The organism is Pilosibacter sp. YYHA0881 (assembly GCF_051602715.1).
Taxonomy (GTDB): domain Bacteria; phylum Bacillota; class Clostridia; order Lachnospirales; family Lachnospiraceae; genus Alitiscatomonas; species Alitiscatomonas aceti.
On sequence record NZ_CP175657.1, the window covers coordinates 1,278,950 to 1,304,249 of the forward strand.

Sequence of the window (25,300 nt, forward strand, 5' to 3'; positions counted from 1 at the left end):
TGGAATCTGCTCACCGCCGGGCTTTTTCACGTTTTTTACTATTCTTCCTCCACCGTATCGCCCATCATTTTTAAGACAAGCATGGCTCCCAGCATCAGGACGATGCCCACAGGAAGGGCGATCCAGGCAGTCTTTACAAACCCTGCCACAATGTACGTCACAAAGGATACGGCGGCACAGGTCACCGCATAGGGAAGCTGGGTCATCACATGGTTCACATGCTCACACTGGGCTCCCGCAGACGCCATGATGGTGGTGTCGGAAATGGGCGAGCAGTGGTCTCCGCAGACAGCTCCCGCCATGCAGGCAGAAATGGAGATGATCATCAGCTCCGGATTGGTATTCTGGAACACGCCCACCACAATGGGGATCAGGATACCGAAGGTCCCCCAGGAGGTGCCTGTGGCAAAGGCCAGCAGGCAGCCCACCAGGAAAATAATGGCCGGAAGGAAATTCAGCAGGCCTCTGGCATGGTTGTACACCAGATCTGCCACATATACGTCCGCACCCAGGCTGTCTGTCATGGCCTTTAAGGTCCAGGCAAAGGTCAGGATCAGAATGGCCGGTACCATGGCCTTAAAGCCCTCGGGGATACAGGCCATGCAGTCGTGGAAATCCAGGACACGGCGCACCTGGTACAGGACCAGAGTGATCAGAAGGCCGAAGAAGCTTCCAAGGGTCAGTCCCAGGGATGCGTTGCTCTCCGAAAAGGCGGTCACAAAATCCACGCCGGAGAAAAATCCGCCTGTATACAGCATACCGATCACACAGCAGATAATTAAAGAAATAATCGGGATCAGGAGGTCCATGACCGTTCCCCTGGAGATCACTGACGGATCGGATTCATCCGCATAAGGCCGTCCCTCTGTGGTAAAGAGATCCCCCTTGACCGCGTTCCTTTCATGCTTTAACATGGGCCCGAACTCCACCTTCATGAGCACCATTCCCACCATCATCACAATGGTTAAAAGAGCATAGAAGTTATAGGGAATGGCCTGGATAAAGATGGAGAAGCCGTCCTCTCCCTCCACGAATCCCGTCACAGCCGCCGCCCAGGATGAAATGGGGGCAATGATGCATACGGGAGCTGCCGTGGCGTCGATGAGATACGCCAGCTTTGCCCGGGAAACCTTGAACTTGTCCGTCACAGGCCGCATGACGCTTCCCACAGTCAGGCAGTTGAAATAGTCGTCAATGAAGATCGTAACCCCCAGAAGGATGGTGGCCAGCTGGGCCCCCACCCGGGTCTTGATGCCCTTTGCCGCAAACCGGCCAAAGGCAGCGGAGCCGCCGGCCTTGTTCATAAGGCTGACCATGGCTCCCAGGATCACTAAGAATACCAGGATCCCCACGTTGCTTTCATCGGTAAGGACTCCGATGATGCCGTCCTGGAAAATATGGACCACGGTCCGCTCAAAGCTCCCGCCGGAATACAGGATCCCCCCTACGGCGATCCCGATAAACAGGGAGCTGTAAACCTCCTTTGTGATCAGCGCCAGTCCGATGGCTACCACCGGCGGCACCAGCGCCCAGAAGGTAGAAAACAGGGCGGGGACGTACTCTGCGGTCTCCCCCTCTGCCCCAAAGGCCGTCATGGCAAAGGCCATGAGGAACATGGACGCCAGAGCCAGTACAGCCAGGCTTTTCGTTTTCGTACTCTGCATTTCTCATACTTCCTCTCTTGAAAATCAAAAACACCACAAACGGCAGTCCCTTACGGAAAACGCGTTTGTGGTGTAGATCATGCAGATAAAAAGCCATACAGGCTGGAACCAGCAACACAAGATAGCGCTCCACGTATCGTGACAGTACGCCGCATCTTCTGCGTCGTACCAGGAACCCTGCCCCGGACCGGGCAAAACTCCTTCGGCGGTCTCCCCTTTGGCGGAAAACGGCGGTCCAGCCTTGTCTTCCGTTACTCTTGAAGCCCGCGCCTCTATCCTATTGAACCTGCCAGGTGTGCAGGTGCTTTTGTCATGGGTTATTGTAGCATACCTTTCTTAAAAAAGAAAGTACATTTCCAATTTTCCTGAAATTTCCCACAGCAGGTTCCGCCATGGGGGATCCTAGAATCTTCCCTCTTCAGCCGCCTGCTGGATGGAAACGGCCACAGCCACAGTCATGCCCACCATGGGGTTATTTCCTGCGCCGATGAGACCCATCATCTCTACGTGTGCCGGAACGGAGGAGGAACCTGCGAACTGGGCGTCAGAGTGCATACGGCCCATGGTATCGGTCATTCCGTAGGAAGCCGGACCAGCCGCCATATTGTCGGGATGGAGGGTACGGCCTGTGCCGCCGCCGGAGGCTACGGAGAAGTATTTCTTTCCTTTCTCCACGCACTCCTTCTTATAGGTGCCTGCCACCGGATGCTGGAAACGGGTGGGGTTGGTGGAGTTTCCGGTGATGGAAACATCAACGCCCTCTTTCCACATGATGGCAACGCCCTCGGTCACGTCATTGGCACCGTAGCAGTTTACCTTTGCGCGGGGGCTTTCCGGATCAGAGGAATAGCATTTTCTGAATACCTCCTCCACCTCTCCGGTGTAGTAGTTCATCTTTGTCTCCACATATGTAAAGCCGTTGATGCGGGAAATGATCTGGGCTGCGTCTTTTCCGAGACCGTTTAAGATCACGCGCAGGGGTTTCTTGCGGACCTTATTGGCCTTCTCTGCGATACCGATGGCGCCCTCAGCGGCTGCAAAGGACTCGTGGCCGGCTAAGAAGCAGAAGCAGTCTGTCTCTTCCTCTAAAAGCATCTTGCCAAGGTTTCCATGGCCAAGGCCAACCTTTCTCTGATCGGCAACAGAGCCGGGGATACAGAAGGCCTGGAGGCCCTCTCCGATGGCTGCGGCAGCGTCAGCGGCCTTACGGCAGCCTTTTTTAATGGCAATGGCTGCACCCACTGTATATGCCCAGCAGGCATTCTCAAAGCAGATGGGCTGGATCTTCTTTACCTGGTCGTAGACATTTAAGCCGGCGTCCTTTGTGATCTTTTCAGCCTCTTCGATGGAAGCGATGCCATAGCTGTTTAAAACAGAATTGATCTTGTCGATTCTTCTCTCATATGATTCAAATAATGCCATGATGTATTAACTCCTCCTTACTCCATTCTCGGGTCGATGATCTTCACTGCGTCTGCCACACGGCCGTACTGGCCCTTTGCCTTCTCATAAGCAGTTGTGGGATCGTCGCCTTTCTTAATGAAATCGGTCATCTTTCCAAGGTTTACGAACTGGTAGCCGATGATCTGGTCCTCTGCGTCGAGAGCGATCCCGGTCACATAGCCTTCTGCCATCTCCAGATAACGGGGACCTTTCTTTAAGGTTCCGTACATGGTACCGATCTGGGAACGGAGACCCTTTCCAAGGTCCTCCAGACCAGCTCCGATGGGAAGGCCGTCCTCAGAAAATGCACTCTGGGTCCTTCCGTAAACGATCTGAAGGAACAGTTCTCTCATGGCTGTATTGATGGCGTCGCACACAAGGTCTGTGTTTAAAGCCTCCAGCAGGGTCCGGCCCGGAAGGATCTCTGCCGCCATAGCTGCGGAATGGGTCATACCGGAACATCCGATGGTCTCCACCAGTGCCTCCTGGATGATGCCCTCCTTCACGTTCAGGGTCAGCTTACATGCACCCTGCTGGGGTGCACACCAGCCGATTCCATGGGTAAGGCCGGAAATATCTTTGATCTCTTTGGACTGTACCCATTTCGCTTCCTCCGGGATCGGAGCTGCGCCATGGTTTACGCCCTGGGCAACTTTACACATTGTTTCTACTTCATGTGAATAAATCATTTTAAGACTCCTTTCAAGATATCTGTCGCAATTCTCTTGTTAAAAAAATCACATCTTGCTTGTACCATTCTCTCACAAAATCTCTCATTCGTCCATAGTTTTTTTCGATAAATTTTGTATTTCTTCGTTCCAGACCTTTAACTCCTTCAGTATGGAGACGACGATCACCGCGGCCATGACACTGGTACAGACATCCGCAATGGGCTGGCAGAGCTGCAGCCCCAGGATCCCCAGGAAACGGGGAAGCGTAAGGAGGGCCGGGATCAGAAAGATCCCCTGGCGGCCCGCCGCCACAATGGATGCCCGGAAGCCGTAGCCGATGGACTGGGTCAGCATATTGGACATGATGATCCAGGCCTGGAACGGCAGGGTCAGGCACTGGAACCGCATGGCCCAGGTACCGATCCCGATCACCTCCAGATCCCCCTTCCGGAACAGGCCCATAATGGCCTCTGCCCCGAAAAAGCTTATGACGCCCAGGGTGGTCAGGAGGATCACTGCCACCTTCAGGCAGAACCAGAACGCCTCCAGGACCCGGTCATACCGCTTCGCCCCAAAGTTGAAGCCGCACACAGGCTGGAAGCCCTGGCCGAAGCCGATGAGGGCAGAGTTGATGAACATCATGTATCTCGTTACAATGGACATGGCTGCGATGGCCGCATCCCCAAAGGGATTGGCCGCCACGTTTAAGGCCACTGCCGCCGCGCTGGCCAGACCCTGGCGGCACAACGACGGGAGGCCTGCATGAAGGATCTCTCCATAAATTTTTAGAGACGGAGTAAATTTTCCGGGCCTCAGCCGGATGCATCCCTTGCGGAAGTTACACTGGAAAAACAGGATGCAGAAGCTGACGCACTGACTTATGACCGTGGCGGCCGCCGCGCCGGAAATGCCCATGCGGAGACCGAAGATGAACACCGGATCCAGGATCATGTTTAAGATCCCGCCGGTGGTGATCCCCGCCATGGCATAAACGGCATAGCCCTGGGACCTCAGCAGGTTGTTCATCACAAAGGAGCCGGTCATCACCGGCGCTCCCAGAAGAATGTACCGGGCATAATCCCTGGCGTAAGGGGCGATGGTCTCTGTGGCCCCCAGAAGCCGCACCAGCCGGTCCAGGAAGGAAAGACCAGTCACTGCCATGACCACGCCGATCCCAATGGCCGTAAAAAAGGCCGTGGCTGCCGTCCGCACTGCGATGTCTTCATTTTTTGCTCCCAGACTGCGGGAAATATAATTTCCCGCGCCCATGCCCAGGGTAAAGCCCACGGCCTGGATCATGGCCATCAGGGAAAAAATGATCCCCACAGCCGCCGAGGCGCTTGTGTTGATCTGACTGACGAAAAAGGTATCCGCCATATTATAAATCGAGGTGATCAGCATACTGATGATCGTGGGTACTGCCAGCCCTGGGATCAGCCTGGAAATGGGCTTTTCCGTCATCATCCGGTACCTTTCCTCCTGGGTCACTGTTCTGCTCATCGTTTCTCCTCCACTTCCGGGGGCAGCTTTCTCATCACTGCCATAAAATAGCTTACAAAAACAATGCCCTTGACCACACTGGTCAGGGTAATGGCCCACCAGATGCCGGAAAGTCCCAGGGCCGTTGATGATAAAATAAGAGCCATGGGGATCCGTGCCGCCGTAAAGATCACACTGATCACCGACGCCTGCATGGTCTTTCCAAGACCCGCCAGGGCGCCCTCTGTAAGGATCTCCTCACACATGAACATCTGGGACAGTCCCAGCACCTGCAAATAGATGATGCCATCGGCCACCACCTCCGGCTCATGGATGAAGATCCGGAACACCGGCTCCGCCCCGAAGATCAGAAGCGCCGAGGAGCCCAGTCCCCAGGCGGCCATGATCCAGGCGGCCTTTTTATAGCCTCCCTTGACCCGCTCCGTCTTTCCGGCTCCGAAGTTCTGCCCGATAAAGGAATTGATGGCTGCTGCAAATCCGTCTGCGGTCATCCAGGCCACCGATTCGATCTGGCTTCCCACCTTCTGGACCGCAATGGCCGTATCTCCGAAATCCGTAACCATGCGGGTCAGGACCATGGAGATCCCGCTGTATATCATGGTCTGGACCCCGGCTGGAAACCCGATCTTTATGATCTGGCGGATATATCTGCGGCTGGTCCGTTCCAGGATATGGACCTGGCTGAACACCAGGGTATCCCTGCGGGCAAACCATAAAAACACCGCCGTTACCACCGCCTGGGCCCCCACTGTGGCAATGGCCGCTCCGGCGGCCCCCATGGCCGGTATGGGGCCGAATCCGAAGATCAGGAAGGGATCCAGGACCATGTTGATCACCAGCCCGATCACATTGGCCACAAAAGGCGTCCGGCTGTCCCCCGACGCAGTCAGGATTCCAGTAAAGATGGCATTTAAAAAAGAAAAGAGGATCAGTCCACAGGTGATGGTCAGATAGATCTCCGCATCACGGACGATCTGCCGGTCCTGCATATTAAAAAATCCGATGAGCTGCTTCCGGAACGCCACTGACAGGATCCCAAAGATCACTGCAAACAGGATCCCCAGCTGCAGCGCCCCCTGGGCGTATTTTCCCGCCTCTTCCCGGTCGCCCCGGCCCAGGGAATGGGCTACCTTTACCTGGCCTCCCATTCTCGCCAGGCTGCTTACGCCCTGGGAAAACCAGGTGAACATGGCCGCCGATCCCACCGCCGACACTGCTCCGGCTCCCACCCGTCCGATCCAGGCCATATCCGTCATATTATAGGCCATCTGCACCAGGGAGGTAGCCATGATGGGAAGCGCCAGACGTGTAAGCGCAGGCAGGATCGGTTCGTGAAGCAGGTCGATATTTTTCTTCATAATCTCCCTCCAAAAAATAAAAAAGAGCGCTGCAAAGGATCTTTCCCCCGCAGCGCCCCCTCGTTTTTTCTTATTTATTTGTTGCTCAGGTACTCGTGGATACCGCGGGCACCTGCCTTACCAGCTTCCATGGCAAGGATCACAGTAGCTGCGCCTGTTACAGCGTCGCCGCCTGCAAATACGCCTTCTCTGGAGGTCTGGCCGTTGGCCTCGTCTGCCACGATACATTTGTGCTTATTCACATCCAGGCCGTCCGTTGTATTGGAGATCAGCGGGTTGGGGGATGTTCCTAAGGACATGATAACCGTATCACAGTCGATGGTGTAATCGGAGCCCTTTACTTCCACCGGACGTCTTCTTCCGGATGCATCCGGCTCGCCCAGCTCCATCTTAACCACGTTCATACCCTTTACCCAGCCCTTTTCGTCTGCCAGGATCTCGGTGGGATTGGTAAGAAGGTCAAAGATGATGCCCTCTTCCTTGGCATGGTGAACCTCCTCCACACGGGCCGGAAGCTCTGCTTCACTTCTTCTGTATACCACATGAACCTCAGCGCCCAGGCGGAGAGCGGTTCTTGCAGCGTCCATGGCAACGTTTCCGCCGCCTACGACTACAACCTTCTTGCCGGCTGCGATGGGTGTATCGTAATCATCGCGGAAGGCCTTCATCAGGTTGCTTCTTGTCAGGTACTCGTTGGCAGAGAATACGCCGTTGGCGTTCTCGCCCGGGATGCCCATGAACTTGGGAAGACCAGCGCCGGAACCGATAAATACGGCGGAGAAGCCCTCCTCGTCCATTAACTCGTCGATGGTCACGGTCTTGCCGATGATCACGTTTGTCTCGATCTTAACGCCCAGCTTTCTCACGTTGTCGATCTCCGGCTGTACAACGGCCTGCTTCGGAAGACGGAACTCCGGAATACCGTATGTAAGAACTCCGCCCGGCTCATGAAGGGCCTCAAAGATGGTCACGTCATAGCCCATCTTAGCCAGATCGCCTGCACAGGTAAGTCCGGACGGGCCGGAACCGATCACAGCAACCTTCTTTCCAAGCTTTGTCTCAGCAGCCTTGGGAACGAAGCCGTTCTCTCTGGACCAGTCGGCAACGAAACGCTCCAGCTTACCGATGGAGATGGATTCGCCCTTAATGCCGCGGATACACTTTCCTTCACACTGGCTCTCCTGCGGACATACGCGGCCGCAGACTGCCGGAAGTGCGGAAGACAATGCGATGGTATTGGCAGCGTCCTCGAATTTTCTTTCCTTTACTTCTCTGATGAAGGTGGGGATATCGATATTTACGGGACATCCCTCCACACATCTTGCATTTTTACAGTTCAGGCAGCGCTCTGCCTCGGCAACAGCCTCTTCTTCATTATATCCGTAGCATACTTCCTCAAAGTTGGTTGCACGCACCTTCGGATCCTGCTCTCTGACAGGTACTTTCTTCATTACGTCCATGTCTGTTCCTCCACAATTAATTGTCGCTGCAGTGTCCGCAGCCGCCGTGATGGGTATCGCCTTCCTGAAGCTTTAAGATCGCGCGTCCCTCTGCTGTCTTGTACATCTGCTGACGCTTCATTGCCTCGTCGAAGTTTACTGCATGTCCATCGAACTCCGGTCCGTCTACACATGCGAACTTCACTTCTCCACCAACGGTCACACGGCAGGCTCCGCACATTCCTGTGCCGTCTACCATGATCGGGTTTAAGCTGACGATCGTGGGGATCTCCAGTTCCTTTGTTAAGAGACATACGAATTTCATCATGATCATCGGTCCGATGGCTACACAGACATCGTATTTCTTGCCCTGGTTCTGAACCAGATCCTTGATCACATCCGTAACCATTCCCTTTCTCACATAGGAACCGTCATCAGTGGTAACATAAAGATTTCCAGCAACAGCCTCCATTTCCTTCTCCAGGATCAGCAGATCCTTTGTCTTTGCGCCGACGATCACGTCAGCGTCGATGCCGTGCTCTTTTAACCATTTTACCTGGGGATAAACAGGAGCAGTTCCAACGCCGCCTGCTACGAACAGGTATTTTTTATTCTTAAGGACTTCCAGATCCTCCTTAACGAATTCAGACGGATTTCCTAAGGGGCCCACGAAATCGTGGAAGGAATCTCCGGCCTGTAAGTGGGACATCTTCTCAGAAGAAGCTCCAACGGTCTGGAATACGATGGTGATGGTTCCCTCTTCTCTGTTGTAATCACAGATCGTCAGCGGGATCCTCTCGCCTGCCTCATCGATCTTTACGATCACGAATTCTCCGGGCTGACAGCTCTTTGCAACTCTCGGCGCCTTTACCTCCATAAGATAAATCTTATCCGCCAGCTTTTCTGCTTTTAATATCGGATACATACTACCTCAACCTCCTGTGTAAATTAAACAGTTCTGAAACTGCTCACATAGTTTAAGTTTATCATGTTCTCCAATTTATATCAACTGTTATTCTTTTTTTTCGTATGTTTTTTCTTCCATCTTCCGGTCATACCGGCAGAATTCATAGCAGAGGCTGAAATACGTCTGCTCATCGCTTTCCGCCGTCACCTGCCAGTCCGGATCCTGGTCCAGGTCCGGAAAATGGGTATCGGCCTCATAGGCATAATCGATCCTGGTCACATGAGCCGTCCGGCAATAGGGAAGGAACTGGCGGTAGATCTCCCCGCCGCCGATGATATAGATATCGTCGTCTGGAAACTGTTTTAAAAAGGAAAGGGCCTCGTCCATCCCGTGGACCGCTGTCACTCCCTTTTTTTTATAATCCCTGTTCCTTGTGAGGACCACATTGGTACGTCCCGGAAGGGCCTGGCCTCCCGGCAGGCTCTCCATGGTCTTCCTTCCCATGACGATGACCTTTCCCAGAGTCTCCTGGCGGAACAGCTTCTGGTCCTCCGGGATCGTCACCAGAAGACGGCCTCTGTTTCCAATGGCCCAGTTTTTATCTGCTGCTACGATCAGATTCATTTTATCGCCTCCATTTATGATGTTTCATTCTATCACGTTTTCCGCTTCCCGTCCACACCTGCGTCCGGGGCGCGATTTTGTACTTGATGGTTTTTTCGTTTCCATATATAATGATGCCAGGGATCAGAGACTGCGAAACATACAGGACTTCCGGCTCCGGCCCCGCCAAGAGAGGAGAATCGACCATATGATAAAATTTGAGCGCACAAGCGTCATGAACCTGGAAAACGCCATCCGCGGCGCCAGAAACCCCATGAACAGCTGGGGACGGATGGACAGCGCCTACGATGAAGATGGAAATTATATCCTGGGACCCAACGATCTGGATCTGGCAAAGCGGCTCCGCAGAGCCGGCAGCGACCACAGGAAATACGTCCGCCAGATCTTTGTCTCCGTGGACATCACCGCCCCCCTGTACTGGTGGAAGGAATACGACACCTACAAGGTAGCCACCGTGGCCAATTCCACCAGCACCATGCACAAGATCCACTCCAGGCCCTTTTCCATCGACGATTTCAGCCACGACCACATGACGCCGGAGACCCTGGCCTTCATGGAGACCGTCGTTGGAAGGCTGGAGGCCATCCGGTTAAAATATATGGAGGAAGGAAAAAATAAGGAGGACTGGTACGACATGATCCAGCTCCTTCCCTCCAGCTACAACCAGATGCGTACCTGCACCATGAATTACGAGACCCTGATCAACATCTATTACGCCAGAAAAGCCCACAAGCTGGAGGAGTGGCACTCCTTCTGCCGCTGGATCGAATCCCTTCCCTATGCAAAGGAGCTGATCGTCGCGGCGGAGGAATAGCCCTCCCTGCATCCTGCGGTCCCGGTATTTTTAAAATACCGGGATCTCTTTCTGTAACGCCAGGGAATAAAGAAACGCCTGCCGGACCGTTTTTCCTGTGATCTGCTCCAGGGCCCGTCTGTAATAAATGAGCTGCAGCCGGTAGCGGTCCAGAAGCACCGCCTCCTCCCCCTCTCCGATCCGGTCTGTTTTATAATCCACCAGCACAGCCCCGTCCTCATCCTCAAACCAGGCGTCGATGATGCCCTGGATCAGCACCAGCTCGTCGGAATCAGCCTCGTCCATCTCCCGGGCGGGGATCCCCACCACAAACTGCTGCTCCTTGTAAAGCCTTCCCTCTTCGTCCGCTCTTCTCATCCGTTCTGCCAGGGGCGTCTGGAAAAACCTCCAGAGAACGCCGGGCTGTACCAGCCGCAGGGCCTCCTCTGCCATAAGTCCCTGGGCTTTTATGGCATCCAGCTGCGCCTTCAGATCCCCGAAAGAGACCGCATCCTTAAAGGACAGAAGCTCCAGGGCCCGATGATAGGCCGTTCCCCGGACTGCGCCGCCGGGACGGGAAATACGGCCCTGCTCCCGTTCCTCTTCCTCTCCCTTCCGGAGAAAGGCCGGGACCGTGGGAAGGAAATCGCTTTCTCCGTCGTCTACAAACTGTCCCTGCTCCTTCAGCTCTGAAACCGACATCTTGGCATGGAGCCCGATGTCCGCCTCATGGGGATAGGGACGGCAAAGCTGCTCCAGGACCTCCGGAGGACAGGGCTCCCCCTCTTCCCTGAGCCGCTTAAGCTCCAGGTACGTCTCCGCCTTCCAGGCCTGGCTCCTGGCCGCCTCCTTCAGAAGCTCCTCCGCTGGGATACAGGTGACGGAAAGAGAGGCCCTGGCATTTTCCGAGGCCATTAAAAGCCAGTCCAGATAGGAACCGGCAGCGCTTAAGAATGTAAACGGCAGCTCCCGCCTTCCGGAGATCCCGCCCCATTTTTCCGCATGGCGGCCCAGATACCGGTCTCCGGCTGTGATGAACAGCTTTTCCTTTGCCCTGGTCATGGCCACATAGAGGATCCGCAGCTCCTCCCCCATGCTCTCCAGGTTCATCTTCCGGCTCAGGACATTTTTCTTAAGCGTAGGGGCCTTCACCTTCCGTTCCAGATCCAGGTAGTCTGTGGCGATCCCCAGCTTATCGTCAATGAGGATCTTTCCCCTGGCGTCCTGCCGGTTGAATTTCTTTCCGGCCCCGGCTAAAAATACCACGGGAAACTCCAGGCCCTTGCTCTTATGGATGCTCATGATCCGCACCGTATCGTCGTTTTCCCCGGCCCTGGCCGCCTCTCCGAAATCCGTATTGTATTTTTTCAGCCGCTCGATGTAGCGGATAAAGTCAAACAGGCTCTGGTAGCTGGTGGCCTCAAAGGCGCAGGCCTTTTCCACCAGCATGTCCAGGTTGGCCTGGCGCGCCTTTCCCGCCGGCATGGCAGAAACGTAATCGTAATAGCCGGTGCGCTCGAAGATCTTCCAGATCAGCCGGTGGACCGGCAGATATCCGGCCTCCTTCCGCAGGATCTGAAGGAGTTTTTGAAACTTTTCCAGTTTTTTATATAATTCATCCTCCGCAAAGGCCTCTGCACCGGCCTCCAGGAAATGCCGGACCGCCCCGTAAAAGCCGGGATCCTGGCCCTTGTCCGCACACCGTTTAAATTCTGCCATGACCACCGCCAGATCATGGTCCGTAAGCCCGCCTATTGGCGATCTAAGAACTCCGGCCAGAGGGATATCCTGCATGGGATTGTCGATGACGGCCAGCATATTTAAGACCGTCTCCACCTCCACAGCCGTGAAATATCCCGTCCTGGAATCAGCAAAGGCCGGGATCCCCTCGGCGCTTAAGACCCGTAAAAATTCCTCAGCCCATCCGCTTAAGCTCCGTAAGAGGATGACGATATCCCGCCGTTTTAAGGGCTCATACCGTCCCTCCTTTCCGTTCCATACCTTCATCCCCCGGTCCGGATCCGTCAGCTCCCGGATCTTTGAGGCAATGAGCCTGGCCTCAGCCTCCTTTTCCGTCAGATCGGCCTTTTCCTCATCCATGGAAAGGAACAGGTCCTCCCCGGTGTCCAGAAGGAGCAGCTCCGTCCTGGCCTGGCCCTCTCTCTCCGTCTCCGGATATCCCGCCCCCGGATACAGGGCCGCGTCCTCCGTGTACTGGATGTTCCCCAGGCTCTTTGTCATGATGCTGTAAAAAATGTCATTGACAGAGGCCAGCACCTCCGGACGGCTCCGGAAGTTTTTATGAAGCTCGATCTTCTGGTACGGCCCTTCCTCTTTTTTGTAGGACTCATATTTCTCCATAAAAAGTTCCGGTCTTGCCAGGCGGAATTTGTAGATGCTCTGCTTCACATCCCCCACCATGAACACGTTGGGCTTCCCGTACCGCTCCCTGGAGATCAGGCGGATCAGCGTTTCCTGGACCTCGTTGCTGTCCTGGTACTCGTCCACCAGGATCTCCTCGTAAAGCCCTGCCAGCTCGTCGGCCGCCGGGCCAGGGCTGTGGTCCCGGGAACCGGCAGTGAGGATATCCAGGGCAAAGTGCTCCAGATCATTGAAATCCACCAGATTTTTCTCCTCCTTGGCCTCCTGGAACCGGGCTGTAAACTCCTCTGCCAGCTCCAGGAGCATGAGGACCGGCTCCCGGCTGTTTAAAAGGTCCCCATAGATGCGTTCCGGGTCCTCCGGCACATAAAGGGCCTTCATCTTCTTTACGCCGTCCTTGACCCGGTTCCGGAGCTCCGAAACGGCCTCCTTTTTCTCCGGGTCCACATCCTTTCCCCGCACAGCGGCCAGGCGGCCGAACATGGGGGCGGAGAGGATCCCGCAGATCTCTTTATACGTTTCTGCCTCCGAAAGCCGCTCCATGGCCCGCAGATCCTCCTGGAGCATGGGGATATACGCCTGGGGGCCGTTCTCCTCCCCGGCAGTCTCCAGGGCCTCTGCCAGCTGCTCTGCAAACTCGCCCGCCTGCCTTTTCACATCCCGCACCAGAAACCGCATCCATTCTGCGGTCTCCAATCCGTCCAGATCCCCGTCTGTCTCCTCTGAAAGCTCTTTTTTACAGGCGGCGATCCACTGGCCCGGCCAGGGGTTGCTCTGGGAAAATCTCCACACCTGTAAAATATAATCCTCCAGGCCGCCGTCGGCCTTTCCAGAGGCGTAGGTGTCCACGAACCGCAGGAACCGGCCATCCTCCCGGCCATAATAGTCCTCCAGGAGCTCCTTCATCACATCGGCCTGGAGGAGCAGAAGTTCTCCCTCATCGCCGATGCGGAACCCCGGATCAATGTCCAGCTCATTAAAATGCTCCCTGAGGAGCTTCAGACAGAAGCTGTCGATGGTGGTGATCCGCGCATGGTGGATCAGGCTGGTCTGGCGCTCCAGGTTCCGGTCCCCGGGCTCCTCCTCCAGCCGCTTTTCCAGGGCATCCCCGATCCGCTCCCGCATCTCTGCCGCCGCCGCATTGGTAAAAGTCATGACCAGAAGCCGGTCAATGTCCACCGGATGGTCCGGGTCCGTCACCATGCGGACGATCCGCTCCACCAGCACCGCCGTCTTTCCGCTGCCCGCCGCTGCCGACACCAGAAGATTCCTTCCCCTGGCGTCGATGACCTGCTGCTGCTCCTTCGTCCATTTCATTTCAGCCATTTTCCGTTCCTCCCTCCTGGTCCATGGTCTCCTCCTCCGGTTCCTCCTCTTCCAGCTCCTTTTCGATCTCCTTCCAGATCTCCTCCGGCTTCATGGATTTAAATCTCCGGAACCCGTATCCGGAGGTCTTAAGGTCAAAGCCGCAGATGCTGTGGTAGGGGCAGTAATCGCAGGCAGTCCTCTGGCCCTGCTTCCAGGGATTCACTGAAACGACACCGGAAAGGATCTCGTCTCCCATCTCCCGGAGGCTTCTGGAAACGAAGGTGGAAAGGGCCGAAAACCGCTCTCCCCCAGCCACTGACGACCGGGTCTCCTGGATGATCCCGTCCTTTAAGGCCACTGGGATCACATCCGACTCCTTTTCGATCTCCCGGTCCAGATGGCGGATCACATCCAGGCTGCTGTTGACCAGCCCGTTCATCCGGAGCTTTTTAAGGATCCCCGCTTCGATCTCCTCCGGCGTCATGTCTCCCTGCCGCTCGATCACCGGGTCGTCGATGTGATAATAAAAGATCCCTGCGGGAACTGCCTTTTTCCCCGGATGGAGCCTTTCCTCCAGCCTGAGGGCCGCGTCCATATAGACCACCAGCTGGAGCTGGAGTCCATGGTAAAGCAGGGACAGGTCAAAGGAGGTGCTCCCGGACTTATAATCCATGATCTTTACCAGGACCCGGTCCTCCTCCTCTAAAATGTCCATCCGGTCGATCCGTCCCCGCAGGTTCAACGCCTCCCCGCCCCGTAAGGGGATCCGGGTGCTCACATCCACCTCAAACTCCTCCGGCTCAAAATCGCCCTTCCGCAGCTGATGGATCAGGGCCCGGATGGTCCGGTCTGCGATCCGCTCCACCTTCCGCTCCAGATAGCTGTTTCTGGCAGAGCTCTTTAGGATCGTATTCCTGTATTCCAGAGCCACCTGGCTCACACATTCCTTCACCAGGGCTCTCCGCTTTTCGTCGCTGATGGCGCAGAAATCCATGCCTCTGGCCCTTACCTCACTGAAAAACAGGTCGATGGACCGGTGGAACAGGTTTCCCATGTCCGAAAAATCCAGCTCATACTCCCGCCGTTTCTTAAGCTCCAGTCCATGGCTCAAAAAATGGGCGTAGGCGCAGGCCGCATATCCCTCCATTCTGGTGACGCTGCCGTTTAAAATGGTCCCGTAAAGGGCCCTGGCCGCCTCCCGGCCGATGCCGTGTTCCCTGTACGAATAGGAACATGCCTCCGCCAGGGCTTCCATCCGCTCCTTTTCCAGATTCTCCCGGGACAAAAGCCCGTAGAGCATGGCCGCTTCCCTGTCCCGTTCCATGGACTCCGGATCCTGGAGCCAGCTTATGACTGCCCGCTTTGCTGCGGTCCTGTGGATGGCCGCCTCCTTAAGCTCTGAGGCCCCCTGTACGGGAACCGCCGGAAACCGTTTTTTCATCTGGCCTATGAGGCTGGAAGGCCGCAGGGTCTTCCCAGAGGCCGAAAGCACCGGATAGGAAAGGGTCAGAAGCTCCGACGGCTTCGTCATCATCAGATACAGGTAAAACCGCTGCATGAAGCCCTCTTCCCTGGCCGTGGGCGTCAGCTCCAGATCGTTCCTTTTTAATATCTCCCGCTCCTGCTCTGTGAGGATCCCGCCTTTTCCTGTGTCTGCCGGGACAACGCCCTCATTTACCCCCACAAAAAACAGGGCGCGGATCCCCGAAAGCCTTGTCCTTTTCAGATCTCCCGCCACCACCCGGTCGGCTCCTGCCGGGATCATGCCCACCTTAAGCTCCGAAAGCCCCGCGCTTAAGATCTCCAGATACTCCTTTCTGGACACCGCCTCGGTCCCCAGGAGCTCATAAAGCCGTTCAAACAGCTCCATGACCAGGCCGTAGATCTCCTCATACTCCCGGGCCTCCTTTTCCATTCCCTGGCTGCGGAACTGCTCCGCCTTGTCCAGAAGCTTCCGCTCCACCTCCAGAGACTGGAGAAGCTCCGCCAGGGCCTCCGTCACCGTGCCAACCGGTGTTCCGCGCTCTCCGGCCTTTTCCTTAAACGCTTTCAGCGGCCCCAATATCTCTTCCTTAAATTCATTTAATTCCTTCAGGTTCAGACGGATGCCGCCCTCAAAGGTCTTTTCCCACTGGCCTTCCCAGTTTTTTAAGCCCCGGATCCCCATGGCCCGCACATACGTTTCCAGGCGGTCGGTCTTTTCCTCTTCCTCCGTCACCAGTCCGGTCCGCAGATACTGGAACATGCTTTCATAATCAAAGCCCCTCCGCAGGATCTCCAGGGCGCTTTTCATAAGCCTTATAAAGGGATTCCCGGACACGTCCTTTTTGCTGTCCAGGAACAGGGGGATCCCGTTCTCCTCAAACTGGTGCAGGATCTCCTTTTCATACCCCGGCAGATCCCCGCAGACAATGGCGATCTCCCGGTAACGGAACCCATCCTTCTTCACCAGCCGGTGGATCTGGTTCACCACAAAATCCACCTCGTCCGCAGGATTCTCCGCCTGGACCAGACGGATCCCCTCCGCAGGACCTCCCCAGGGACGGTAGGGATACCGGAACATGGTCCGCTCCAGATGATCCAGCTCCGGCCGCAGGGAAAACCGTTTCAAGGGCCGGTCTGCCAGACGGATATCCTGCCCCACAGCCACGCCGTTCTCCTCGGCCAGACGCTTTAATTTCCCGGCCATCTTCCGGCTCATATCGAACAGGTCCGCCTCGTCGCCGGGGCCATAAAGATCCGTGTCCCCGGTGGCTGTGACCGTCACATACATCTCCCGGCACAGCTTAAGGAGCTGGCCCAGAAGCCGGTACTGGACCGGAGTAAAGCCCGTATAGCCGTCCAGGACCAGAACGCTGTCCCTTAAAAGCCTGGAGCGCTCCGCCACCCGGCACAGCACGTCCAGCAGTTCCTCCGCCGTAATATACCGTTCCCGCATAAACGCCTGGAACGCCCGGTAGATCACATTCATATCCGTGAGCTTTCCCTGGAGGACCTGGCCCATGTCTCCCTTTTCCATCTGCTCCTTTAGGGCCTCCGGCGTGACGCCGTACTGGTAAAATTCCGACAGCATGGACTTGATCTCATCGATAAAGCCCGTCTGGTTCAGATGGGCAGAAAATAAAAGAAGCTGGTCCTTCTGCTCTCCCGCCAGCTTCCGTAAGACCATGGTCTTTCCCGTATCGTCCAGGATCTCCGGCTGGGGCAGGGAAAGTTCCCCAAAGATCCGGTAGGCCAGACGCTCAAAGCTGACGATATCAATATTCATGGTGCCCCGGCGCGGATGCAGGCGGACGATATCCTTCTGCCCCTGCATGGTGCTCTGCTCCGGTACGATGACAAAAAACTGCCTCTGGGGCTCCTTCATGGACCAGTCGATGACCTTCTTATAAATATATTCCGTTTTCCCGGCTCCCGAGCCGCCGGTGATCAGAGAAAGTGCCATGGATACCTCCTGTGTGGTCGTTTATGGTGTCGCGGTGCGCGATGGTATAATACCTGTTTTCCAGACATTATACCGCGGTTGGGCTCCCGGGTCTATGGGCTGCGGTTGGAATTTTTAATTATGGTGCAAAAAAAGAGAGACGCATCTCTGCGTCTCCCTTTCCCCAAAGCCTGCGATCACTGGCTGCGTTTACTGGATCCAGGCTCCGTCCTTATCTACTTTGTAGCCATCCGGAGTCGTGGTGTCATAGGCCATGGCTCCCAGAGAACTGTCGTTCACTTTGCTGAAATAGTACCACTTGCCGCCGATCTCATGCCAGCCGGTGAACATATAGCCCCGGTTGCCGTCCGCCTGCGGATACAGATAGTACCAGTTGTTCTGCCAGTGATGCCAGCCGGTCACCATATAGCCCTCACCGTTGAAATAGTACCACTGGTAGGTGTCCTTCCAGGGCAGGTATACCCAAGAATTGGAAGGCCAGGTCCCGTCGTCGTAGCTGTACCACCAGCCCTTTTCGTTCATGACCCATTTTCCACTTTTGTAGAAGTCAGCCTTCACTCTCGCCCTTCCGGAGGAGTGGGAATTTCCGCTGTTGCTTCCGCCGCCGGACGGACGGCTGGGCTTCTTCACTGCCTTCACATCAAAGGCACCCAGCTTTGTAATGGTGATCTTCACCGTTCCCTTTTCTCCATCCACGTCTGCCTTATCAACGCCCTCTACTTCATAATTATAGGAAGCGTTGCTGTAAGATGCGATAAAGTAGTCCGGGATCTCCACGGTCATGGTCACAGGAGCCGTCAGCGTTTTCCTCTCCTTACCGTTGACCAGAAGCTTTACAGAACCTCTTACCCGGGCGTTGCTGGAGGTGGCGGGCCATTCTGTCGCATATTCAATGGTCACCTTTCCGCCGCCCTCTGCAAAATCCTCAGAGGTAAGTCCTGCTGCCGCAATGCCGCCCACAGCGTCTGAAGGCTCTGTTTCAATATTATCCGCTCCGTAGACAGCCAGATAAAGGGCCTCGTATTTTGCCACCTGGTCGGCTGTGAGCTTTGTAATATCGATCTTTGTCTTTAATGCCTCTGTCTGCATGTCAGCCGCCTGTTCCTTCTCGTCCTGGCTCATAATGTCCGCATTTGCGATGACCTTATCTGCCTGGGCCAGAGCCTCGGCTGCGTTGCTGGGGGTTGCCAGGATCACCTTTGCCTCCGTGATCTCGCCATCCCCATCGGTGGTGTAAGTCACACCGTTGAGCGTAACTGTCTTCCCCTTTACCTTGTGTCCATTTTCTGCAACTAAATAGCTTTTCCCCTGGGCATTTACCACGCCGTTTACTGCCATGGCGCCGTCTGCCCCAACCCATACCTGCTCAGTACATCCATTTCCTTCGGGACAAGTGATCCACTGGTTCTTCACCAGGGAAGCCGGATCCTCTGTCTCGTAGAAATACCATTTGCCGTTCTGCTGGTGCCAGCCGGGCTCTACCTCTTCGGGAACGATATCCTCCTCTCCCAGAAGCTGGATCTCTGCGGGCTTATAGCCCTTATACATCATTTCCAGGTAAACCCGCGGATCCCTCTCCTCCGCGATATCCCGCACCTTTCTATCCATCAGGCTCTTATATGCTCCATTGGTATAAAAACCAATTCCTGTTGCCGTATACCCCTGCAAGCGCAGCATATTGCCCGTCTGTTCCATTCCATCAAAGACAGCTTTAAAGGTATCGTCAGGCTTCGCCTGAGCTTCTATGTCTCTCTCTGAGAGTATCGTTTCCATGTAATCACGATCCATCGGTTCACGGTATACCGCCAAAGGAACGCTTGCCGTAATCCTGGGACCAACATACACAGATAAATACACATCTTCATATCTCTGGTTATTGAACGCATAGGAAACATAGATACGATATATGCCTGTTTCCAGCGGCTTTGTGGCACGGAATACTCCATTTCCATCGATTGAAAACAGGGCCTTATCAACCTCTTCATTATTAAATCTTACTTCATCTATCGTCAGTCCCTGTACGCCGGAATATCCGTGATCCTTCCTGTTTTCCATTTCATATATGGTCAGCTGTTTATTGGGAAACGCACCGGCGTTGTACATCCCAGTTACACCAGTACAGGACTCCTTAAACGCCAGCCGTTTCCTTGAGAATGCACTCTCATACAGTTCCGCCCGGAGCCCCTTAAATACTGCATCCAGCTTCAGATCACTGTCTGCCATTATAGACCACTGCTGATAATATGGATCGTCAATCTCCATGGGGCTTCCATTTACAGAGGCCGATTGCACGAATGTCCGTATCTCCTCCGTCTGGGATGTCTGATAAGCGATCTGATTCGCGGTTATATCCAGTTCTACTCCCTTTGGGACCTCACTTACCTCTCCGATCGGAAGACATACCTCATTTCCTGTCTCCTCATCGAAATAGCCGACTTCCAGATATCCCCCCTTCACATTGGGAACCGTGACCTTCACAGTCTCCGCCGCCAGGGAAGAAAATCCGGCTGCCAGCGTCATGGCTGCTGCACACACCGGCAGAAGCCATCGCTTCGTACATTTTCTCATAACCCTTCCTCCTTGTACTTATTTTGACGTAAAAATCAGAATTTCCAATTTTTACATACTATTTTAAGTATAGTCGGAAGGTTCCGGTCTATCAAGGTGTACCGGCAACTGTACCACCATCTTTCAGACCATCCCTGTATTTTCTGACGATGGCCTCCGTCTCCTCCCTGGAGTACACCTCCCCATGGTCCCGCATTCCACGGATATATGTGTCAAACGCCTGGGTAATGGACGGTTCCTGGATCAGGAGCTGATGGAAGCCCTGTTCCGGGTCGTACAGGACCAGACTGGCTCCCACGGCGCTGCTGACAAAAATATTCAGCATTTTTGTCAGATGAAGGCTCTGTTCCTTTACGATCCCCATATCACAGCCCGGCCGTTCCATATCTGCCAGCATCCCATCCAGGATCCTGACCCTTTCCTCCCTTGTCAGCGCCCGGACGTACTCCTCCGGATAATCGGCGAACCGGCCGTTTTCTGCAAATTCCCGGAGCCCGTCCTCCGTAAAATAATGGATCAGCTCTGCTCCGGAAGCAACCTGCTCCCTGCGTTTCATGATCCCATCGATCACCAGGCTCCTGCCGGGAAGCCCCGGCGCTGCCACACGCTCTGCCAGCTCCCGGTCTGCCCAAAGGACAAAGCATGGCTGGTATTCCAGAAAACAGCGGCTCACGGGGCCATTGTCGCTTTTCAGCATCCAGTCCAGTACCTGGAAAATGTCACGGAAGTATCTGGCAAGACAGCCGTTCCTGCCATTTTTTATATCCATTCCTTTCGCTTCGCTCAGGCACAAAACGTTATGAAAATGTTTTCCTGAGCTTATTTTTTCTTTATAATTTTTCTTATAGGGAACTCGGTATACTACAAATCACGGGGAGGTGAGTGGGCTGTCCGGCTTGCCGGATGACCGTATTTTTATATGTGTAGTCCGCCTTTTCAAGCACAAATAAGTGTGACCTAAGAGCACGTAATCTTATCTTTGTATAAACATTCTCGTTTATAGCTTAGGCGTTCAGTCAATGCCGTCTCTCCCTATAATCTTTAGTGAACCTTCTGGTTCTGAAAGGAGTCCCTATGGCTTTAAAAATCGTGTACAAAATCTGCTGTGGCATTGATGTCCACAAGACTTTTGTAGTTGCCTGTATCGCTTCTACTAACGACAAAGGCATTACCTCTTATGAGAGTCATCGGTTTTCGACCTACACGAGCGGTCTGAAAACTTTGTTACAATGGCTACTCGACCGGAATTGCAAGGATGTCTGTATGGAATCCACTGGTAAATACTGGATCCCCGTTTATAACATCTTGGAACCGGATTGTTCGATTGTCCTTGCTCATCCCAAATATGTTAAGGCTATCCGTGGAAAGAAAACTGACAAGAAAGATGCCAAATGGATTGCTGACCTGTTTAAGCATGACCTTGTTGCTGGAAGCTTTATGCCACCTGCTGACATTCGCCAGCTTCGCGACCTCATGCGTTACCGCTTCAAACTGACCTGCTTCAAATCAAGTGAAAAGAATCGTTTGCAGAACTGTCTCACGGTTTCCAATATCCAGTTGGGAAACGTTGTCTCGGACACCTTCGGCAAATCTGCTCAGGCGATACTGGATAAACTTTTGGAAAATCCCGCAGATACTTCCTTTGACCTTGAGCCTCTCGTTTACAAAAGTTTGAAAAAGAAACTTCCGGAACTCCGTGACGCCATTGACGGTTATATCACTCCGGAACAGGCTGGAAAACTCAAGGTGATCAAAGCTCACTATGAAAACCTTGAATCCCGGAAAGCAGAGCTTGAAGAACTCATTCTTGCGCTCGCCGCTCCCTATCAGCAGGAACTTACCATTCTTCAAACTGCTCCTGGTATCAGCAGTCCTTTCACTGCCATCGGAATCATTTCCGAAATCGGTACCAATATGGAGGCTTTTCCTTCGGCGAAACACTTGTGCTCATGGGCTGGGCTTACACCAACCAACAATGAAAGCGCAGGGAAGAAAAAATCTGTCCGGGTGTCCAAGGCCGGATGCTACATCAAACCGCTTTTAGTACAGTGCGCAAACGCTGTCGTAAAAAGTACTAAGCATCCTGAAATGCGTAACCGTTATCTCCGTCTCAAAAAGCGTCGCGGTCACAAGAAAGCAATCATTGCAATAGCAAGAATGCTTCTTACCGCATTATACCACATGTTGAAGAACGGGGAAAACTATAATGCAGAACTTTATCAGAAATCCGATTTACTTCCCGTTGATCGTGAGATTACCGTAGAGCAGGCACTCATGATCGCCAGAAACCAGGGTTATAAGATCAAGTCAGCAACTGCATAACCTTAACATACACAATATTCAATTTTTAAAGCAGCCACCGAAAGATGGCTTGTTTGTGATGCGATTAAGGGAATGGATACCCTCTACTTCTCATTTTCAATCTTATACACCTTAAAAAAGCTCCTGCGGTACGCGTCCGTCACCTCCGGCTCATAGGCCACCACCGCCTGGTCCATATTGCCGGAAAACAGGATCACCCGATCGTCCAGGATCCCATAATACGGATATAAAACTGCCTCATCCCGGCCGCCGGATGGATGATCATGATAATAATACCAGGTTTCATAAGCGGCACCGGCCTGGTAATAGGTGGGGATCAGATTATAAACGGCCCTTAGGTTATGATAGTCTCCGGCGCTGTCCTCCGCTCTCTTGGAAAGCCTCACCAGCTGGACGATATTCAGATGCCCCATGGCAGAGCGGCCGTCCAGTGAAAACGCCGGCAGCAACCTGGCCAGGATACAGCTTTCCGCAGGCACATAAAAATACGCATTCTTTCTCCCGGCGCTCAGATTCTCCCAGATGGCACTCCAGAGATACCGTTCCACAGCGATCACTCCGTTTATGGTACGCATTCCCGGAGCGCTGATCTGTCCCGGAGGTTCCGGAGTCGTTTCAAATCCGGCCTCCATCCCGCATATATTTCCCGCCTCCTCCAGCATCCGGCGGATCATGCACCGCATAAAATAAACGTCGTCTCCATCCATAGCCCGGTAATACGCCTCCTGCAGCTCCCGGTGCTCCCGGACACCCAGCCGCAGCTCCCGGCGGATCGCTTCAAAGATCTGCGGATCCGGCAGCCTCGTTCCGGCCAGATACCGCTGGATATTCACCCGGTTGATACCCGTGATCCTGGCAAATTCATAGTTGGTATATCCACTGGCCCTTAAATGGGCCTCCAACAGCTCATGAAATCTTCGTTTTTCCATACTGGCTCCCCCTCCCCGCAATTAAAGCCCCCAGAAAGCAAAAACGCCTGCCGGAAGACGTATCTTACCGGCAGGACATTCTATTCTAGCAGCATAATTCAGTAATCACCTGCGCAAAGATCTTCGCGCTCATTAAAAGCTCATCGATCACCGCAAACTCGTCGGGACCGTGCATGTTATTTTCTGTTTCCGGCATGGCCGCGCCGAAAGCAACTCCGTTCTTTAAGTGGTGGACATACGTTCCGCCTCCGATGGCGATGCACTCTCCCTTTCTTCCCGTGTACATCTCATAGCTCTTAAGGAGCGTCTGGACAAACTGGGAATCTCCGGGAACGTGGTGGGGCGGGTTCATGGAATCATTGTTTAAAGAGATCCCGTACCCGGCCATGGCCGCCTTCGCCGGCTTTAAGGTATTCTCCTCATTGGAGCAGATGGGGCAGCGGCTGTCAAAATCACCGGAAAGGCTGGTCTCCGTGATCTCCAGCATGCTGAAGGTCAGGGTCAGCTGGCCGGATTCCTCGTCCTCCATGGCGATCCCCAGGTTCTTTCCGAACCAGTCGCCGTGGGGCATCAGCTTATTCAGGGCACGGATCTTTTCCACCTGTCCGCACTCCGCCAGCTCCAGCTTTTCGATCAGTGCAAGAAGTCCTGTCAGGGCGTTTTTCCCCTTCCAGGGGGTGGAAGCATGGCCGTTTTCCCCAAAGGCCTCGATCTTCATATAGCCGCCCTCAGAGGTCACGTCAAAGCGGATCCCCAGCTCGGCCTCTAAGGTATGGGCAAAGGCCTCTGTATCGGAGCCGTCCAGTCCCTCAAATAAGGCCTCCGCCTTGGAGGGAACCACGTTGGACTTGGTGCCGCTCTTAAAGGATACCATTCTGGGAAGGGCCTGGCTCTTTTCAAACTCCGCCGTGAACTGGCCGTGGAGGCTGCCCTTTTCAATGTTGATCACCGGGAAGCTGGCGTCCGGAGAGAAGGTCATGGGGGCCTCCTCCTCCACACTGTAATAGTGGCGGATATCGGAGCTGCCGCACTCCTCATCAGTTCCCAGGATCAGACGCACGTTCTTCTTCACCGGGATCCCCAGCTCCTTCACAGCGCGCATGGCGTAGAGGGCTGCGATGGCCGGACCCTTATCGTCGGCAGTTCCGCGGCCATAGATCTTTCCATCCTTTACCACCGGTACAAAGGGCTCTGTCACCGTCCATCCGTCTCCCGCCGGAACGATGTCCAGATGGGCTAAGATATCCAACTGCTTTTCCTTATCGTTCAGATCCACCGTTCCCACATAGTTGTCGTAGTTGTTGATGGAAAATCCGTAGCATTCTGCAATGTGGAGCGCTGCGCCCAGGGCCTCAAAGCAGCCGTCTCCGTAGGGCCTTCCTGCCCGGTAGGAATCCTTGGTGCTGTCGATCTTACAAAGCTCCGCGATATCCTCCAGCATTTCTGTTTTATGGGCGTCGATAAATTTGTCTATTTTTTCTCTGTACACGTTTCTGCCTCCTATTTCATCATTCCGGCCAGCACTTCATTGACCACTTTTCCGTCTGCCTTTCCCTTTACCAGGGGCATTAAGACCTTCATGATCCGTCCCTTATCTTTGGCCGTCGGCGCTTCCATCTCCAGCTCCTTTAAAACTCCGTTTATGATCTCTGTGATCTGGTCCACAGTCAGGTCTGCCGGAGCAAACTCCTGGTATACCTCCATCCGCTTTCTGGCCTCTTCGATGATGTCGGTCCGGTCTGCGGGGGCCGTATCCATGGTCTCCTTGGTCTGCTTTAATTCCTTTTTGATCACTGCATTGGCCTCGTCCTCGGTCAGGGGAGAACGCTTGTCGATCTCTGCATTCTTTAAAGCAGATAAAAGCATGGACAGAGAATCCTTCCTGTCCTTATCCTTGGCCTTCATGGCCTCTACCATAGCTGCACGTACAAGCTCGATCTTGCTCAT

Annotated in this window: 17 protein-coding genes and 1 riboswitch; of the genes, 2 read left to right on the forward strand and 15 right to left on the reverse strand. The window is 54.3% G+C overall.

The window, feature by feature from the left end; translation table 11 throughout:
- Nucleotides 1-38: 38 nt before the first annotated feature.
- The 8 genes from ACI6NM_RS06075 to ACI6NM_RS06110 form a co-directional block, all read right to left on the reverse strand.
- Nucleotides 39-1,664 (reverse strand): Na+/H+ antiporter NhaC family protein, encoded by a 1,626-nt coding sequence (locus tag ACI6NM_RS06075; RefSeq protein ID WP_022273812.1) that lies wholly within the window; start codon nucleotides 1,662-1,664, stop codon nucleotides 39-41.
- A 114-nt stretch (nucleotides 1,665-1,778) separates the two neighbouring features.
- A riboswitch (Lysine riboswitch) is annotated at nucleotides 1,779-1,947 on the reverse strand.
- 119 nt (nucleotides 1,948-2,066) lie between these two features.
- Entirely contained in the window at nucleotides 2,067-3,086 is a 1,020-nt protein-coding gene (locus ACI6NM_RS06080; RefSeq protein ID WP_215652859.1) for a GGGtGRT protein, read from the reverse strand.
- A gap of 17 nt (nucleotides 3,087-3,103) precedes the next feature.
- Complete coding sequence (locus tag ACI6NM_RS06085) at nucleotides 3,104-3,796, reverse strand: iron-sulfur cluster assembly scaffold protein (protein ID WP_022273810.1); 693 nt, start codon at nucleotides 3,794-3,796, stop codon at nucleotides 3,104-3,106.
- A gap of 84 nt (nucleotides 3,797-3,880) precedes the next feature.
- Nucleotides 3,881-5,278 (reverse strand): MATE family efflux transporter, encoded by a 1,398-nt coding sequence (locus tag ACI6NM_RS06090; protein WP_262427703.1) that lies wholly within the window; start codon nucleotides 5,276-5,278, stop codon nucleotides 3,881-3,883.
- Nucleotides 5,275-6,636 (reverse strand): MATE family efflux transporter, encoded by a 1,362-nt coding sequence (locus ACI6NM_RS06095; protein WP_262427704.1) that lies wholly within the window; start codon nucleotides 6,634-6,636, stop codon nucleotides 5,275-5,277. The genes ACI6NM_RS06090 and ACI6NM_RS06095 overlap by 4 nt, the downstream gene beginning before the upstream one ends.
- Before the next feature lie 74 nt (nucleotides 6,637-6,710).
- Complete coding sequence (gltA, locus tag ACI6NM_RS06100; protein WP_158360120.1) at nucleotides 6,711-8,096, reverse strand: NADPH-dependent glutamate synthase; 1,386 nt, start codon at nucleotides 8,094-8,096, stop codon at nucleotides 6,711-6,713.
- Nucleotides 8,097-8,112: 16 nt separating this feature from the next.
- Complete coding sequence (locus ACI6NM_RS06105; protein ID WP_022273806.1) at nucleotides 8,113-9,000, reverse strand: sulfide/dihydroorotate dehydrogenase-like FAD/NAD-binding protein; 888 nt, start codon at nucleotides 8,998-9,000, stop codon at nucleotides 8,113-8,115.
- An 87-nt stretch (nucleotides 9,001-9,087) separates the two neighbouring features.
- The gene (locus tag ACI6NM_RS06110; RefSeq protein WP_262427705.1) at nucleotides 9,088-9,606 is read right to left on the reverse strand and encodes a dihydrofolate reductase; all 519 of its coding nucleotides are present in this window, start codon (nucleotides 9,604-9,606) and stop codon (nucleotides 9,088-9,090) included.
- A 187-nt stretch (nucleotides 9,607-9,793) separates the two neighbouring features.
- Here ACI6NM_RS06110 and ACI6NM_RS06115 point away from each other — a divergent pair, with 187 nt between their 5' ends.
- Nucleotides 9,794-10,420, forward strand: coding sequence for a hypothetical protein (locus ACI6NM_RS06115; RefSeq protein WP_262427706.1), 627 nt, complete (start codon nucleotides 9,794-9,796; stop codon nucleotides 10,418-10,420).
- A gap of 30 nt (nucleotides 10,421-10,450) precedes the next feature.
- Here ACI6NM_RS06115 and addA read toward each other — a convergent pair whose 3' ends face one another.
- The 4 genes from addA to ACI6NM_RS06135 form a co-directional block, all read right to left on the reverse strand.
- Nucleotides 10,451-14,107, reverse strand: coding sequence for a helicase-exonuclease AddAB subunit AddA (addA, locus tag ACI6NM_RS06120; RefSeq protein ID WP_262427707.1), 3,657 nt, complete (start codon nucleotides 14,105-14,107; stop codon nucleotides 10,451-10,453).
- On the reverse strand, nucleotides 14,100-17,534 hold the full coding sequence (gene addB, locus ACI6NM_RS06125) for a helicase-exonuclease AddAB subunit AddB (RefSeq protein ID WP_262427708.1): 3,435 nt from the start codon (nucleotides 17,532-17,534) through the stop codon (nucleotides 14,100-14,102). Before addB ends, addA begins: the two co-directional genes overlap by 8 nt.
- A 189-nt stretch (nucleotides 17,535-17,723) precedes the next feature.
- On the reverse strand, nucleotides 17,724-20,102 hold the full coding sequence (locus ACI6NM_RS06130; protein ID WP_262427709.1) for an N-acetylmuramoyl-L-alanine amidase family protein: 2,379 nt from the start codon (nucleotides 20,100-20,102) through the stop codon (nucleotides 17,724-17,726).
- A 91-nt stretch (nucleotides 20,103-20,193) separates the two neighbouring features.
- Nucleotides 20,194-20,871, reverse strand: coding sequence for a hypothetical protein (locus tag ACI6NM_RS06135; RefSeq protein ID WP_262427710.1), 678 nt, complete (start codon nucleotides 20,869-20,871; stop codon nucleotides 20,194-20,196).
- A gap of 305 nt (nucleotides 20,872-21,176) precedes the next feature.
- Between ACI6NM_RS06135 and ACI6NM_RS06140 the strand changes: the two genes are divergently transcribed.
- Nucleotides 21,177-22,424 (forward strand): IS110 family RNA-guided transposase, encoded by a 1,248-nt coding sequence (locus ACI6NM_RS06140; RefSeq protein ID WP_178270157.1) that lies wholly within the window; start codon nucleotides 21,177-21,179, stop codon nucleotides 22,422-22,424.
- 83 nt (nucleotides 22,425-22,507) lie between these two features.
- Here ACI6NM_RS06140 and ACI6NM_RS06145 read toward each other — a convergent pair whose 3' ends face one another.
- The 3 genes from ACI6NM_RS06145 to ACI6NM_RS06155 all read right to left on the reverse strand — a co-directional run bounded on the left by ACI6NM_RS06145 (nucleotide 22,508) and on the right by ACI6NM_RS06155 (nucleotide 25,300).
- Nucleotides 22,508-23,353: a hypothetical protein gene (locus ACI6NM_RS06145; protein WP_262427481.1), complete on the reverse strand. Its 846-nt coding sequence runs from the start codon at nucleotides 23,351-23,353 to the stop codon at nucleotides 22,508-22,510.
- Between the two features lie 85 nt (nucleotides 23,354-23,438).
- The gene (gene pepV / locus ACI6NM_RS06150; RefSeq protein WP_158358354.1) at nucleotides 23,439-24,842 is read right to left on the reverse strand and encodes a dipeptidase PepV; all 1,404 of its coding nucleotides are present in this window, start codon (nucleotides 24,840-24,842) and stop codon (nucleotides 23,439-23,441) included.
- 11 nt (nucleotides 24,843-24,853) lie between these two features.
- Nucleotides 24,854-25,300 carry a GatB/YqeY domain-containing protein gene (locus ACI6NM_RS06155; RefSeq protein WP_215652868.1) on the reverse strand — a complete coding sequence of 149 codons (447 nt, stop codon included), beginning with the start codon at nucleotides 25,298-25,300 and terminating at the stop codon, nucleotides 24,854-24,856.

Excerpts from the sequence above, each read along its gene's own strand:
- ACI6NM_RS06075 (WP_022273812.1), bottom strand. The coding sequence starts at position 1,664 with ATGCAGAGTACGAAAACGAAAAGCCTGGCTGTACTGGCTCTGGCGTCC.
- ACI6NM_RS06080 (WP_215652859.1), bottom strand. The coding sequence starts at position 3,086 with ATGGCATTATTTGAATCATATGAGAGAAGAATCGACAAGATCAATTCT.
- ACI6NM_RS06085 (WP_022273810.1), bottom strand. The coding sequence starts at position 3,796 with ATGATTTATTCACATGAAGTAGAAACAATGTGTAAAGTTGCCCAGGGC.
- ACI6NM_RS06090 (WP_262427703.1), bottom strand. The coding sequence starts at position 5,278 with ATGAGCAGAACAGTGACCCAGGAGGAAAGGTACCGGATGATGACGGAA.
- ACI6NM_RS06095 (WP_262427704.1), bottom strand. The coding sequence starts at position 6,636 with ATGAAGAAAAATATCGACCTGCTTCACGAACCGATCCTGCCTGCGCTT.
- gltA (WP_158360120.1), bottom strand. The coding sequence starts at position 8,096 with ATGGACGTAATGAAGAAAGTACCTGTCAGAGAGCAGGATCCGAAGGTG.
- ACI6NM_RS06105 (WP_022273806.1), bottom strand. The coding sequence starts at position 9,000 with ATGTATCCGATATTAAAAGCAGAAAAGCTGGCGGATAAGATTTATCTT.
- ACI6NM_RS06110 (WP_262427705.1), bottom strand. The coding sequence starts at position 9,606 with ATGAATCTGATCGTAGCAGCAGATAAAAACTGGGCCATTGGAAACAGA.
- ACI6NM_RS06115 (WP_262427706.1), top strand. The coding sequence starts at position 9,794 with ATGATAAAATTTGAGCGCACAAGCGTCATGAACCTGGAAAACGCCATC.
- addA (WP_262427707.1), bottom strand. The coding sequence starts at position 14,107 with ATGGCTGAAATGAAATGGACGAAGGAGCAGCAGCAGGTCATCGACGCC.
- addB (WP_262427708.1), bottom strand. The coding sequence starts at position 17,534 with ATGGCACTTTCTCTGATCACCGGCGGCTCGGGAGCCGGGAAAACGGAA.
- ACI6NM_RS06130 (WP_262427709.1), bottom strand. The coding sequence starts at position 20,102 with ATGAGAAAATGTACGAAGCGATGGCTTCTGCCGGTGTGTGCAGCAGCC.
- ACI6NM_RS06135 (WP_262427710.1), bottom strand. The coding sequence starts at position 20,871 with ATGGATATAAAAAATGGCAGGAACGGCTGTCTTGCCAGATACTTCCGT.
- ACI6NM_RS06140 (WP_178270157.1), top strand. The coding sequence starts at position 21,177 with ATGGCTTTAAAAATCGTGTACAAAATCTGCTGTGGCATTGATGTCCAC.
- ACI6NM_RS06145 (WP_262427481.1), bottom strand. The coding sequence starts at position 23,353 with ATGGAAAAACGAAGATTTCATGAGCTGTTGGAGGCCCATTTAAGGGCC.
- ACI6NM_RS06155 (WP_215652868.1), bottom strand. The coding sequence starts at position 25,300 with ATGAGCAAGATCGAGCTTGTACGTGCAGCTATGGTAGAGGCCATGAAG.